14 protein-coding genes and 1 pseudogene are annotated in these 12,468 nt (G+C 71.4%); 5 read left to right on the top strand and 10 right to left on the bottom strand.

The features are described 5' to 3' along the window. Positions 1-37: 37 nt before the first annotated feature. Together urtA and ACQP0N_RS18640 are read right to left on the bottom strand one after the other, a co-directional pair. The gene (gene urtA, locus ACQP0N_RS18635) at positions 38-1,282 is read right to left on the bottom strand and encodes an urea ABC transporter substrate-binding protein (protein ID WP_355049786.1); all 1,245 of its coding nucleotides are present in this window, start codon (positions 1,280-1,282) and stop codon (positions 38-40) included. Positions 1,283-1,690: 408 nt separating this feature from the next. After that, positions 1,691-2,773 carry a substrate-binding domain-containing protein gene (locus tag ACQP0N_RS18640; RefSeq protein WP_355049787.1) on the bottom strand — a complete coding sequence of 361 codons (1,083 nt, stop codon included), beginning with the start codon at positions 2,771-2,773 and terminating at the stop codon, positions 1,691-1,693. A 96-nt stretch (positions 2,774-2,869) separates the two neighbouring features. Here ACQP0N_RS18640 and ACQP0N_RS18645 point away from each other — a divergent pair, with 96 nt between their 5' ends. Further along, positions 2,870-3,334 carry a MarR family winged helix-turn-helix transcriptional regulator gene (locus ACQP0N_RS18645; protein ID WP_355049788.1) on the top strand — a complete coding sequence of 155 codons (465 nt, stop codon included), beginning with the start codon at positions 2,870-2,872 and terminating at the stop codon, positions 3,332-3,334. A gap of 8 nt (positions 3,335-3,342) precedes the next feature. Here ACQP0N_RS18645 and ACQP0N_RS18650 read toward each other — a convergent pair whose 3' ends face one another. From ACQP0N_RS18650 to ureG, 3 genes are all read right to left on the bottom strand, one after another. Further along, positions 3,343-3,717 (bottom strand): cupin domain-containing protein, encoded by a 375-nt coding sequence (locus tag ACQP0N_RS18650; protein ID WP_425731264.1) that lies wholly within the window; start codon positions 3,715-3,717, stop codon positions 3,343-3,345. A gap of 104 nt (positions 3,718-3,821) precedes the next feature. Then, positions 3,822-4,562 carry an urease accessory protein UreD gene (locus ACQP0N_RS18655; RefSeq protein WP_433112172.1) on the bottom strand — a complete coding sequence of 247 codons (741 nt, stop codon included), beginning with the start codon at positions 4,560-4,562 and terminating at the stop codon, positions 3,822-3,824. Further along, positions 4,562-5,233: an urease accessory protein UreG gene (ureG, locus tag ACQP0N_RS18660; RefSeq protein ID WP_433112175.1), complete on the bottom strand. Its 672-nt coding sequence runs from the start codon at positions 5,231-5,233 to the stop codon at positions 4,562-4,564. Before ureG ends, ACQP0N_RS18655 begins: the two co-directional genes overlap by 1 nt. Positions 5,234-5,341: 108 nt before the next feature. Between ureG and ACQP0N_RS18665 the strand changes: the two genes are divergently transcribed. Next, entirely contained in the window at positions 5,342-5,539 is a 198-nt protein-coding gene (locus ACQP0N_RS18665) for a hypothetical protein (protein ID WP_433112178.1), read from the top strand. Here the strand turns inward: ACQP0N_RS18665 and ACQP0N_RS18670 are convergent. The 4 genes and pseudogenes from ACQP0N_RS18670 to ACQP0N_RS18685 all read right to left on the bottom strand — a co-directional run. Then, positions 5,512-5,685: pseudogene (locus ACQP0N_RS18670) on the bottom strand (urease accessory UreF family protein); the annotation flags it as partial. The gene ACQP0N_RS18665 and the pseudogene ACQP0N_RS18670 sit on opposite strands and share 28 nt — an antisense overlap. Positions 5,686-6,124: 439 nt before the next feature. Beyond that, positions 6,125-7,828, bottom strand: coding sequence for an urease subunit alpha (locus ACQP0N_RS18675; RefSeq protein ID WP_433112181.1), 1,704 nt, complete (start codon positions 7,826-7,828; stop codon positions 6,125-6,127). Further along, on the bottom strand, positions 7,825-8,190 hold the full coding sequence (locus ACQP0N_RS18680; protein ID WP_433112184.1) for an urease subunit beta: 366 nt from the start codon (positions 8,188-8,190) through the stop codon (positions 7,825-7,827). The genes ACQP0N_RS18675 and ACQP0N_RS18680 overlap by 4 nt, the downstream gene beginning before the upstream one ends. Beyond that, positions 8,187-8,489, bottom strand: coding sequence for an urease subunit gamma (locus ACQP0N_RS18685; RefSeq protein WP_222957358.1), 303 nt, complete (start codon positions 8,487-8,489; stop codon positions 8,187-8,189). Before ACQP0N_RS18685 ends, ACQP0N_RS18680 begins: the two co-directional genes overlap by 4 nt. Before the next feature lie 390 nt (positions 8,490-8,879). Here ACQP0N_RS18685 and ACQP0N_RS18690 point away from each other — a divergent pair, with 390 nt between their 5' ends. Next, complete coding sequence (locus tag ACQP0N_RS18690) at positions 8,880-9,698, top strand: hypothetical protein (RefSeq protein ID WP_433112187.1); 819 nt, start codon at positions 8,880-8,882, stop codon at positions 9,696-9,698. A 36-nt stretch (positions 9,699-9,734) separates the two neighbouring features. Continuing rightward, complete coding sequence (locus ACQP0N_RS18695) at positions 9,735-10,148, top strand: VOC family protein (protein ID WP_433112190.1); 414 nt, start codon at positions 9,735-9,737, stop codon at positions 10,146-10,148. A gap of 48 nt (positions 10,149-10,196) precedes the next feature. On the opposite strand, the gene ACQP0N_RS18700 is transcribed toward ACQP0N_RS18695, so the two are convergent. Next, positions 10,197-10,916, bottom strand: coding sequence for a VOC family protein (locus tag ACQP0N_RS18700; RefSeq protein ID WP_433112192.1), 720 nt, complete (start codon positions 10,914-10,916; stop codon positions 10,197-10,199). Between the two features lie 237 nt (positions 10,917-11,153). Here ACQP0N_RS18700 and ACQP0N_RS18705 point away from each other — a divergent pair, with 237 nt between their 5' ends. Continuing rightward, complete coding sequence (locus tag ACQP0N_RS18705) at positions 11,154-12,431, top strand: barstar family protein (protein ID WP_433112194.1); 1,278 nt, start codon at positions 11,154-11,156, stop codon at positions 12,429-12,431. Positions 12,432-12,468 lie beyond the last annotated feature (37 nt).

Genomic DNA, 12,468 nt, shown 5'->3' on the forward strand with positions numbered 1-12,468 from the left:
GGACGCGTCGTCGCGCCACCCGCCCGGGCCGGCGTCGTCAGCTCAGGCCGCTCGCCCACGGGTAGGTCTTGAGGTACGGATCCGGCGCGACCGGCTTGCCGGAGTTCCACACCTCGGTGATCAGACCGTCCGCGCCGATCTTGCCGATGCGGGCGGTCTTGGCGATGTGCTGGGTCTTGCCGTCGACGGTGACCAGGCCCTCCGGCGCGTCGAAGGTGATCCCGTCGGACGCGCCGCGGACCTTCTCGACGTCGAACGCGCCGGCCTTCTCGACCATCGCCTTCCACAGGTAGACGCTGACGTAGGCGGCTTCCATCGGGTCGCTCGTCGGCTTGTCCGCGCCGTACTTCGCCTTGTACGCGGCCACGAACTTGCTGTTCGCCGCGCCGGGCGTGGTCTGGTAGTAGTTCCAGGCGGTCAGCTGACCCTCCAGGTACTGGGTGCCGATGCCCTTGACCTCCTCCTCGGCGATGGACACCGACACCACCGGCATGGCGGCGGCGGTCAGCCCGGCCGACTTGTACTCCTTGAAGAAGGCCACGTTGCTGTCACCGTTGAGGGTGTTGAACACCGCCTTCGCGCCGGACGACTTGACCTTGTTGACGATCGTGCCGAATTCGGTGGACCCGAGCGGCGCGTAATCCTCGCCGACCACGGTCATCCCGTTCGCTGCCGCGTACGCCTTGATAATTTTGTTGGCCGTTCGGGGGAACACGTAGTCGCTGCCGACCAGGTAGACCGACTTCGTTCCCTGGGACTTGAGGTAGTCGAGCCCGGGGACGATCTGCTGGTTGGTCGTCGCGCCCGTGTAGAAGATGTAGGGCGACTGTTCCAGGCCCTCGTACTGCACCGGATAGAACAGCAGCGCCTTGTTCTTCTCGAACACCGGCTTGACCGCCTTGCGGCTGGCCGACGTCCAGCAGCCGAAGACGGCGGCGACCCGGTCCTCGGAGATGAGCTTCTCGGCCTTCTCGGCGAAGGTGGGCCAGTCCGACGCGCCGTCCTCGCCGACCGGCTGGATCTTCTTGCCGAGGACCCCACCGGCCGCGTTGATCTCCTCGACGGCGAGCATGATCGAGTCGCGGACGGTGACCTCGCTGATCGCCATGGTGCCGGAGAGTGAGTTGAGCAGGCCCACCTTGACGGTGTCGCCGGAGACGTCGGCGGTGACGCCGGCCGTGCCGCCCTCGTCATTGGTCTTGCTGCCGCACGCGGTCATGGCTGCCGCGGCGACGAGGGTCATGGCACCCGCCAGGATGCGGCGGCTCCAAAGAAGTGACATCTAATCTCCCTGCGGTGCACTCAAGTAGCGAAAGGACGGTCGGTGCGGTCCGGTGGAGCTAACGTTGGCGATGCCGAGGTCGACGGGTGGACGTCGCCGGTGGTCATCGCATCGGGTACGGGCACGCAAAGCGTCGACCGACATGATTGCGTGAGTGTTTCCCAGTCCTTAATTGACTGTTTCCCCGAAACCTGGAGAGGGCGCACGCCACAATGGCCGACATCGCGTTCGCACGACGATGCCGGCAGTGATTAATTCGGGTGAGGAAAGGGCCACCACAATGGTCGGCGGACAGATTTCCGCCGACGGTGGACACAATCGCGGTATCCGGCCCCCGAGCCAGATACTTCACGCAGGAAGTATCTTAGGGCCGAGCCGGGTGGACCTGTCAAGCGTCCGGACGGGCGGTCAGAGCTGGGCGAGCACGGTGAAGTCCAGACCGTCGGCCTCGGCGAGGTAGATCCGCTGGCGCACGTGCCGTCGACGCAGCCGCAGCCGACCGCGCGGCCCGTGGTACGCCACCGAGTCGGCAGCCGTCTCGATCGCCCGTACGTCGAGGGTGCGGGCCTGCGCGATCAGGGCGGCGAGCAGCATCACACCCTCGTAGCAGGACTCCCCCAGACTGCCCAGCGGCGGCGCCTCCACCCCGAACCGGCGGGCGAACTCGCCGTGGAAGTCCAGGTTCTCCTGCGTCACGAGACCGGCGAAGAAACCCGCCGTGCTGTAGAGCCGCCGCGTCGCGCCCACACCGCTGGCCAGCAGCATGTTCTCGTCCATCAGGGTGCTCAGCCGCAGGCAGCGCTGGTCCATCCCGGCCCGCCCGAACGCCCGGTTGAACCGCACCGCGTCCGCGCCGACGAGCAGCATCACCACCGCGTCGGCCTCGCTGCGCTCGATCTGGCGCAGCACCTCGTCGAAGTCGTGCGTCTCCAACGGCAGGAACGCCTGCCCCACCACCCGACCACCGCCGCGCAGCGCGTACCGCTGGGCCGCCCGCGCGGTGCGCCGGGGCCACACGTAGTCGTTGCCGACCACGAACCAACGGCGCACGCCCTGCTCGCCCGCGAGCAGCCGCATGGCGGGCCACAACTGGGCGTCCGGCGTCTCGCTGGTCAGATAGACCCCCTCGGTACGCTCACCGCCCTCGTACAGGGCGGTGTAGACGTACGGCACGCGGTGGGCGACCCGGGGCGCGAGCGCCTGCCGCACCGAGGAGATGTGCCACCCGGTCACGCCCTGCACGGCACCCACCGACACCAGCGCCTCGACCTCGGCGGCCACCTCGGCGGGCGGGGCGCCACCGTCGACCGGCACCAGCCGTACCTCCCGGCCCAGCACCCCGCCGCAGGCGTTGATCTCCTCGACCGCGAGCTGGGCGCAGAGTTCGCAGGTCGGGCCGAACATTCCCGCCGGACCGCGCATCGGGTACACCAGCGCGATGCTGACCACGGCCCGATCGACGGTGAGCCACGGCGGTGCCGGCGCGGACATGAGCACATGATTGCCCGGACAACGACGCAAAACCAGACCTCACCACGGACCGGGACGACTCGCTACGATGACAGGGCCACCGGCCCAGGGAGTTCCATGTCAGACGTGCCCGGGGCGCCAGCCGACCTGCTGCGCTCGCTCACCCGCGCCGAACGGCTGCTCTCCCGCCGGTTGGCCGCCGTCCTGGCCGACGACGAGCTGACCACCGAGGCGTGGCGGGTGCTCTGCCTGCTCGCCGACGGTCAGGGCCACCCGATGAGCGAGGTGTCCGCCGAGGCCTCGCTGCCGCCGGGCACCCTCACCAAGCTGGTCGATCAACTCGTCGACCGTAACCTCGTGTTCCGCCGGATCGACGTGCTGGACCGCCGACGGATCCGGGCCTACCTGACTGCCCGGGGCCGACGCGAGCACGCCCGCATCGACGAGCGGGTCCGGGCCAGCCTCGCCGAGGTGGGCGTACCGGCCGACACCGCCCTGCTCGACGACCTCGCCGAGCTGATCGCCCGCCTCGACCCGGCCGGTCGCCGCGACCACGCCGAGGCGGCCGGGCCGCGCCGCTGATGTCGGGCTCACTCCACCTTGGTGAGCAGCGGCTTGCCCTTCTCGACGACGTACGTGGCCAACTCGACGGCCACCCCGTCGCCGACGTTGCGGGCCTGGTGGTGGACCCCGTACGGCACGGTCAGGGCGTCACCCACGTTGCACACCACCGGCGGCTGACCGTCGAGGGTGTACTCCAGTGACCCCTGGAGCACGCAGATGATCTCCTCACCGGGGTGGAAGTGCTTGAACGGCGGCGAGTCCGGCGTGAACTCGACCCGACTCTGCACCACCTCCCGGCCCTCGATGCTGAGATCGTGCCGCTGAAGATCGACGCGCCACAGCCCGGGAGCGCCCTCCACGGCTGTCGGACTGATGCCCTCGGGTCGAGCCTTGCCACTCATCAAGGCCTCCTGTGAGCCCTCCGGCGACCGACGATCGCATGCTTTTCGAGGATAGGAGCGAAGCGAGCGCGGGGGGCCGAGATGCCGCACAACGGCGTACCGGATCAGGCGGTGACCTCGGCGAGGGCCGCGTCGCCGAGGTGGGCGCGCAGCGTGTGCGCGTCGGGCGCGGTGGCGCTCCACAGCGTCGCCGGACCACCGGACAGGGGTAGCCGCGCGAGCGTGCCCTCGACCAACGCGGGCTCGGCGGGGCGCGACGGGTCCACCACCAGCAGCGAGCCGGTGGCCGACGCGCCGCCGAGCACCGCCGGGCCGGCCCAGCCGGGCGCTCCCGGCCCCACCGCCAGCGACTGGCGCAGCAGCGGCCGGCCGTCGTAGTCGACCCGGGTGTGCACGACGGCGGCGCCCGGCATCTCGCCGTACCGGCCGCAGATCACCTCGTCCCGCCAGGTCAGCCGTGCGCCGGCGGCCAGCTCGAGGTGGGACTCGGCGAGGTGCGCGCAGCCGGCCGCCGCGACCAGTTGCTCGGGCAGCCAGTGCAGTGCGCCACCGTCGTGCACCACGGCGCGTACCGCCATCCTCGACACGGCACCGGGTCGGCCGGGCAGGGCGACCGAGGCGGCGACGCTGTGCACCCGCACCGCCGCCCCCGGCCCCACGTCGATCTCCAGCCGCAGGTCGTCGCCGGCGAGCGGGCCGGCCGCCCCGCCCACCACGTACACGGTCACGACGTGACCGTCCCCGGGCGTCTGCCGCAGCAGCAGCGGCGTCTCGCCGCGCAGCTCCGTCAGGGTGGTGCCGCCCCGGCCGTCGGCGCGGGCCACCACCCGGGCGAACGCGCGCATCAGGCCGGGCCGGCCGGCGCGGCGATCGGGTGCAGGGCCGCGTGGTGGGCCAGCTCGTGGCGGATCCAGTCGGCGACCCGACCCGCCGTCGGGTCCCCGACGATCGACAGGAACACGGTCGGCAGGTCGCCGCGCCGGGCCCGCGCGTCCCGGTCCATGACGGCCAGGTCCGCGCCGACCATGGGTGCCAGGTCGGTCTTGTTGATCACGAGCAGGTCGGCGGACGTGACTCCGGGGCCGCCCTTGCGGGGCACCTTGTCCCCGCCGGCCACGTCGACCACGAAGATCTGCCGGTCCACCAGGCCCCGGCTGAACGTGGCGGTCAGGTTGTCCCCGCCGCTCTCGACCAGCACCAGGTCCAACGGACCGACCGCCTCGGCCAGCTCGTCCACGGCGTCGAGATTGGCCCCGATGTCGTCGCGGATGGCGGTGTGCGGGCAGCACCCGGTCTCCACCGCGCGGATCCGGGTCGGGTCCAGCACACCGGCCCGCTTGAGGAAGTCGGCGTCCTCGGTCGTGTAGATGTCGTTGGTGACCACGCCGAGTCGCAGTTCCTCGGCGAACGCCCGGCACAGCGCCGCAACCAGGGCGGTCTTGCCGGACCCGACCGGCCCGCCGATGCCGACGCGCAGCGCCCGGCCGGCCCGCGCGAGCGGCGGATGCGGGTCCACCCCGGCTCGGGGTGGGTGTGCGGAACGGTCTCGTCGTGCGGTTCGGCAGTGGGCGCAGCGATCGGCGAAACGGTGTCAGGACGCAAAGAGACGCACCTCCCAGGTGGCATGAGCTTCGGCGTAGATGTCGGCAAGGGCGCGGCGGCCGCGGGCAGCCGCTCGGGTGGATCGTCGGCGGCCCGCGCCGCGTCGGCGGCGGTGCCGTCGCAGAGGTCGGTGAGACCGACCAGCAGGGCCTGCACCTGGTACGGGTCGAGGCCGAGCAGGCGTACGCCGGCACTGGCCGCGCCGGTCACCGTCCCGTAGGCGGCGACCGTGGCGGTCTCGGCGCGACTCAGGCCGGCGGCGGCGCAGAGCAGCCCGAGCACCAACGGCTGGTGCGCTCCCTGCGATGTCGCGGGCAGATCGTCGAACGGGCCGTCCGGCCAGATAGCCCGCCCGGCGCGCAGCAGGGCCCGACCCTGGCGGCGGGAGACCCCCGCAGCGCCGGTGACGCGGTCCGGGCGTCCAACTCCGCGTCGAGCCGCGCCAGCGCGTTCCGGCGCGGGCTGGCGTCGGCCGGCGCTTTCTCTCGTACGGCGGAATCAGCCGCCACCGCCCCGCCTAGGTGGGGATCGGTCGGCGTGGTCGCCCGCCGCGCGGGATGGCCGAGGCCGACCGGGCGCGCGCCGGGGCCGACGCCGGCCGGCGTCACCGTCCGGTGCGCCGCCGCCGCGAACGCCGCGCCGACCAGCCCGGCGGTGGCCAGCCGGCCGACGAGGAACGCCTCCAACGAGTCCAGGTCGGTGACCCGGCCGGCGGCGACGGCCGCCTCCAGGCCGCCGGAGTGCGCGTGCGCGCCGGCCGGGAAGCGACCGTCGGCGAGCAGCAGGAGCAGACTCGACGTCGCCATCAGAACAGGAAGTACCGCTGGGCCATCGGCAGGCGTTGCACCGGGTCCGGCTCCACCACGACGCCGTCGATCCGGACGGTGAAGGTGTCCGGGTCCACCTCGATCCGGGGCATCGCGTCGTTCTCCGGCAGGTCGGCCTTGCCCCGCGAGCGCACGTCGGCGACGGGCACCACCCGTCGCCGCACGTCCAGGCGCAGCCCGGCGTCGAGGGCGGCCGGCGCGACGAACGCCAGGCTGGTGGCCGCCGCCGCGACGCCGTACGCCCCGAACATCGGTCGCGGCAGCATCGGCTGCGGCGTCGGGATGGACGCGTTGGCGTCACCCATCTGGGCGTACGCGATCATGCCGCCCTTGATCACCAGGTGTGGTCGTACGCCGAAGAACGCCGGGTCCCACAGCACCAGGTCGGCGAGCTTGCCCGGCTCGACCGAGCCGATCTCGCCGTCCAGCCCGTTCGCCATCGCGGCGCAGATGGTGTACTTCGCCACGTACCGCCGGGCCCGGTGGTTGTCGGCGGCCCCGTCGCCGGGCAGCGCGCCCACCCGCTCCTTCATGACGTGCGCGCTCTGCCAGGTGCGCAGGATCACCTCGCCCACCCGGCCCATCGCCTGCGCGTCGGAGCCGATGATGGAGATCGCGCCGAGGTCGTGCAGCAGGTCCTCGGCGGCCATCGTGGACGGTCGGATGCGGCTCTCGGCGAAGGCCAGGTCCTCCGGCACGGACGGGTTGAGATGGTGGCAGACCATCAGCATGTCCAGGTGCTCGGCGAGGGTGTTGGCGGTGTACGGCCGGGTCGGGTTGGTCGACGACGGCAGCACGTTGGGCTCGCTGGCCACCGTGATGATGTCCGGTGCGTGCCCGCCTCCCGCGCCCTCGGTGTGGTACGAGTGGATGGCCCGACCGCCGATCGCCCGCAGCGTGTCGGCCACGAACCCGGCCTCGTTGAGGGTGTCGGTGTGGATCGACACCTGCACGCCGGAGGCGTCCGCCACCCGCAGGCAGGCGTCGATCGCCGCCGGGGTGGTGCCCCAGTCCTCGTGCAGCTTGAAACCGCCCGCGCCGGCGCGCAACTGCTCCCACAGCGCCTCTTGCGAGACGGTGTTGCCCTTGCCGAGCAGCAGCACGTTGACCGGCAGCGTGTCCAGCGCCTCGTGCATGCGGGCCAGGTGCCAGGCGTTCGGGGTGACGGTGGTGGCCCGGGTGCCCTCGGCGGGGCCGGTGCCGCCGCCGACGAGCGTGGTGACGCCGCTGGCGAGCGCCTCGGTGACGATCTCCGGGCAGATGAAGTGCACGTGGGTGTCGACGGCGCCGGCGGTGAGGATCCGGCCGTTGCCGGCGATCACCTCGGTGGCCGGGCCGATGACCAGGTCGGGGTGGACGCCGGGCATGGTGTCCGGGTTGCCGGCCCGACCGAGGGCGACGATCCGCCCGTCCCGCAGGCCCACATCGGCCTTGACGATCCCCCAGTGGTCGAGCACCACCGCGCCGGTGATGACGGTGTCGAGGGCGCCCTCGGCGCGGGTCGCCCGCGACTGGCCCATCGACTCGCGGATCACCTTGCCGCCGCCGAAGACCGCCTCGTCGCCGCCGACGCAGTGGTCGGTCTCGACCTCGATCAGCAGGCTCGTGTCGGCCAGCCGGATGCGGTCGCCGGTCGTGGGCCCGTACAGGTCGATGTAGCGGTCCCGCCGCACGGCGCTCACCGCGCCGGCCCGTCGGTCGTCGGCGCGTCGGTGGTCGGCGCGGGCTGGGACGAACCGTCCAGCGGCCCGGCGCACTCGCCCCGCAGGCCGGGTACGACGCGCGCGCCGCCGAGCGGGACCAGGTCGACGCTGCGGCTCACGCCCGGTTCGAACCGGACCGAGGTACCCGCCGGGACGGCGAGCCGCTGCCCCCAGGCGACGTCGCGGTCGAAGGCCAGGGCCGGGTTGGCCTCGGCGAAGTGATAGTGCGAGCCCACCTGCACCGGACGGTCGGCGGTGTTGACCACGACCAGCGTGGTGACCGGCCGACCCACGTTGATCTCCACCGGGCTGTCCGCCGGCAGGATCTCCCCGGGGATCACGGGATCGGGTGGTGCACCGTCACGAGCTTGGTGCCGTCCGGGAACGTGGCCTCCACCTGCACCTCCCTCAGCAGCTCGGGGATGCCGTCCTGGACGTCGTCGCGACCGAGGACGGTCCGGCCGGCCGACATGAGGTCGACCACCGACCGCCCGTCCCGGGCCCCTTCGAGCAGGAAGGCGGTGATGATCGCGACGGCTTCGGGATAGTTGAGTCGCAGGCCGCGCTCGCGGCGGCGGCGGGCGACATCGGCCGCGACGTGGACGAGCAGGCGGTCCTGCTCGTGCGGGCTGAGAAACACAGGATTCTCCGGTGGGGATCGGCGTGGTCGGCTCGCGGTCGGCTCCGCGCGGAACCGCTCCGGGCAGCAGCACCCGGAGGACGAGCTGGGATCACACGACCGCCGTGACGACCGTCGACGGGGTGGCCCGGGACTCCACCATCCCGGCCCGCACGACGGACACCCGGCGGTGTCGGTCGGATGCGGACCGCACCGCCCACCGCTTGAGCCGACCGTAGAGGATCGTTCCCGGCGGGGGCAACAGTGTGCCCGCGATGAGAGATCACGCGGAAACGTCGGACAGTTGACCCGACCCGCGCCGCAAGGCGGCCCGCCGACGAGCGCGCCGATGAAATCATGACGGGGGCGGTACAGTCCGCATCGCACGCGACTCCACAGTGGAGGTAACCGTTGGGTGAGTCCCCGCCCCCCGCACCGGCCGACGGCAACGGCGACGACCGCCGGATCAGGACCCTCGCCGTGATCGGCGTGGCGGCGAACGTCCTCGGCGTGGTGACCGCGGTCGAGAGCTGGCTCAAACGGGACGTGCTGTTGTTCGCGCTCACCCTGACGGCGGTCCTGGTGCTCGGTGCGTTCTGGCTCTGGCGGCGGCGGACCCGCGTCGCGATCGCCCTGCTGGCACTCGGCTGCCTGCTGCTCGGCGGTGTCCTGGCGACCCAGCTCCGCGACCCGTCGACGCCGCCACCCACGGCCGGCGCACCGTCGACGGCACCGCCCGCCGCAGGGCCGACGGAGGCCGCGACGCCGAGCGCCAGCCCGGCCGCGCCGCCCACCGGCCAGACCACCCCGACCCCCGGGGGTACGACGGACCCCGACGCGCCCCGCACCCTCGTCGAGCGGACCGTGGTGCTGCCCCGGGAGGCCGCCGTCGACGTCGACAAGCGGGATCAGCCGGTCGTGCCGCACCACTCCGACGGGGCCACGGACGGGCTCGACCTCTACCACGACTGGGGCGATCTGCGTTCGGACAACATCCAGGTCGCCAACACGCCGAGCGTGTACCAGTACTCCGGCGGCAACTCCGACCAGGCGTACGCGGGTTGCGTCGCGTCCGCCACCGGCTCGGCGCGGGCCTTGTTCACGCCCGGCGCCGACTGGTGCTTCCGTACCTCGGAGGGACGCCTCGGGTTCGCCACCATCACCAACGACAGCCGCGCGGACAAGGCGTTCGTCGTGCGCGTCGTGGTGTGGGACGCCACGGGCGGCTGACGCTGCGCCGGCTCGCCTCGCGGAGCCGCTTCCGAGATGAGTGCGCACCAGTGGAGAGGGCTGCACATCGTCGCTATGGTCGGTGTCGTGGAGACACTTGGCCGCCTTGCCGGAGTCACGGTCGACTGCCGGAATCCGCAGCGACTGGCCGACTTCTGGTCCGAGGTGCTCGGCGGACGCGTGACGGAGTCCCTTCCCGGCTGGCGGCGCGTCACTGTCGCCGGGGGCGGCCCGGTGCTGACCTTCCAGCCGGTCCCAGAGCCCAAGGCCGGCAAGACGCGACTACACCTCGACATCGCCGTTACCGACGTCGAGGAAGCGGTCGATCGGATCGGCATGTTGGGCGGGCGGTGGACAGGTGAACGCCATGACTACCAAGAGGGCGCAGTCCTCGTCATGACCGACCCGGAGGACAACGAGTTCTGCGTCGTCCAGCACTACCAGGTGTGATCTGGTCAGGCCTCTCGACCGAGCATCCGAGACGTGCTGAATGGTGAGTCACCGCAGTGCTGCTGCGAGTTCGGCGGCGTTGTCGAACGCGGGTGCCGCCCTTTCGGACTCGTCTTCCGTGAGCATGACGGACTGGGCGCGGGCCAGCGTGTCGGCCGCAGTCTTCGGATCGTGCAGCACCATCGCGAGTTCGGCGCGGTAGACCAGGACCTCTACCTGCTCGACCGGGTCGTCGTCGGCTTGCGGGCGGGCCAACGCGCTGTCGAGGATCCGAACGGCCTGTTCGACGCTTCCCCTGGAATCGGCCTGCACCACAGCATTCGCTAGGGCCTTGGCCAGCCGCCCGGCAGGCGTGGCGGCCGGCATGGGTGCGGTGGCGGCGTCCCGAAAGACGCGGATCCAGTTGCCGCCCGGGTCGATGACGCTGAACCCGCCCAACCCGTCGGCGTTCTTCCGCGCCCTGGGCCGGGTCATCCGCGGCGTTCCGGACACCAGTACCTTGCCGTACGCGGCGCGCATGCCGTCTGCGAATGCTCGGTGTAGTCCCTCGATGTCCGCGGTGAGTACGAGACAGGACCCATAGGACTGCTCCGGGTCAAATCCGGGGATCTCGAAGAACTGCAGGTGCAGGTCTTCCCGCTGAACCCCCACACACGCGTTGGGCTTGCGTTGCTTGTACGTGGTGTGGAAACCGAGAACTCGGTAGAAGGTTTCGATGTCGTCGACGGAGGCGCACGGCAGCAGGGGAACGGTCCGCTCGTTGGTCATGCCTCCTTCCTAAGCGTCGCCGGGTGCCCGTCGCACATGGAAATAGCCGACCATCGCCTTCGGTCATCCGATCGGCCGATGATCCGGAACGGAACGCTGCCCAGCCGAGGCATGAGCGGTACCTTCCTGCCTGCCATATGTCTGCCGAGATCAGACACCCGGATCTGCCGCTGGTCGCGCGTTAGGCAGCCCAACCTGCTCTCCGCCGTAGCAATTTCCGGTTGGTAGGGTCGCGGCGTGACGACGAGCGCGGGCCTTGATGCTGGCGGTCCGCCGGAGCTGCGGCGGTGGACGTGGGAGCATCCGGTCAGCCCGCGCTGGCTACTCCTCGGCGACGCCGGCTTCGAGGACTCTTACGAGATCGACATCCCGCTGGCGCTGTGCGCGGAGATCGAAGGAGTGTTCGTCGATCTGCCGCCCCGGCCGCGGGAGCGGTTCACGCTCGTCGGCTGCGCCCCGGCCGGCGCGCTCGCCGATCTGCTCGACCGGCTGCCCGCCGAGGCACTCGGAACCGAAAGAGCCTGGCTGGGGAACCTCTCCGTAACGGCACCTCCCCCACCACCAGGCACGCCGCCGTCCTGGTGGGGCGAGGACCTCGCCGACGTCGTCGTCCTCGCGCAACGGCCAAGCGCGACGATGCCGGAAACCGTGGACATCGACCTCGACGGGTTCGTCCACGTCTACGACCGCACGGACGCCGTCGAACGTCCTAGCGACGACGTCACCGAATTCGTCCTCCTGGACCCGGACGATGCACCCTACGGTACCTGTCGGGATGTCATCGGGGTGTTCCGCGAGCAAGCCGCACCGCCGGTGCCGCAGGTCCGGCTGCTCGGCTGCCGACCGGAACCACTGTTGCTGAATGCGCTGGGCGCGGTCGGGCAGTCGACCAAGGGCGGCCTGCGCCGCCGCCGGATCCGCGCCGAGGTCTACATGGTCGCCGCCGACGGTTCGATCAGCCCGGTCATCGCCGCCGTGGTGTCCGGAACCGTCCAGGCCGGCGAGCCGTCGCGCCTCGGTCCCGGACTCCTCGACGTGACCATCGACAGCGACCCGCAGGAACCGATGCCGACCGGCGTCCTCGGCGTCCTCAGGCACTGGTGGACCGGACGGCCCGTGGAGAAGAACCTGTGGGCCGGCTACGACCGGGAGCTGCGCCAACGCTGGGCAGGAGCAGCACTCGCCCACCAATCCGGTGCGCCGGACCAGCCGGCCGGCAGCACGTACGAACTCGACGGCCGGTTCGTCACCGACGTTGAAGGGTTCTACTGCGCGATCGGCGAGGCGATCAACGGCCCGGGCGGATACTTCGGTTGGAACCTCGACGCCCTCGAGGACTGCCTCGCCGGAGGGTTCGGCGCGCGTACACCATTTCGGCTGGTGTGGCACAACTCCGCCATCGCTCGCGAACACCTCGTCGCCGGCTACGACCGGCATTTGCTGCGTCCGGCGACCACGTTGGACTATCTGCTGGGCATGCTCGCGGAGCACCAGGTCGAGATCGAATTGCGCTGAGCCGTGGGCCGACGGAATCGCCGATCGCCGACCTGCT

Origin of the sequence: Micromonospora sp. CA-246542 (assembly GCF_050942905.1) — a bacterium.
Taxonomy (GTDB): Bacteria; Actinomycetota; Actinomycetes; order Mycobacteriales; family Micromonosporaceae; genus Micromonospora.

Excerpts from the sequence above, each read along its gene's own strand:
- urtA (WP_355049786.1), bottom strand. The coding sequence starts at position 1,282 with ATGTCACTTCTTTGGAGCCGCCGCATCCTGGCGGGTGCCATGACCCTC.
- ACQP0N_RS18640 (WP_355049787.1), bottom strand. The coding sequence starts at position 2,773 with ATGTCCGCGCCGGCACCGCCGTGGCTCACCGTCGATCGGGCCGTGGTC.
- ACQP0N_RS18645 (WP_355049788.1), top strand. The coding sequence starts at position 2,870 with ATGTCAGACGTGCCCGGGGCGCCAGCCGACCTGCTGCGCTCGCTCACC.
- ACQP0N_RS18650 (WP_425731264.1), bottom strand. The coding sequence starts at position 3,717 with ATGAGTGGCAAGGCTCGACCCGAGGGCATCAGTCCGACAGCCGTGGAG.
- ACQP0N_RS18655 (WP_433112172.1), bottom strand. The coding sequence starts at position 4,562 with ATGCGCGCGTTCGCCCGGGTGGTGGCCCGCGCCGACGGCCGGGGCGGC.
- ACQP0N_RS18665 (WP_433112178.1), top strand. The coding sequence starts at position 5,342 with ATGAGCTTCGGCGTAGATGTCGGCAAGGGCGCGGCGGCCGCGGGCAGC.
- ACQP0N_RS18695 (WP_433112190.1), top strand. The coding sequence starts at position 9,735 with ATGAGTGCGCACCAGTGGAGAGGGCTGCACATCGTCGCTATGGTCGGT.
- ACQP0N_RS18700 (WP_433112192.1), bottom strand. The coding sequence starts at position 10,916 with ATGACCAACGAGCGGACCGTTCCCCTGCTGCCGTGCGCCTCCGTCGAC.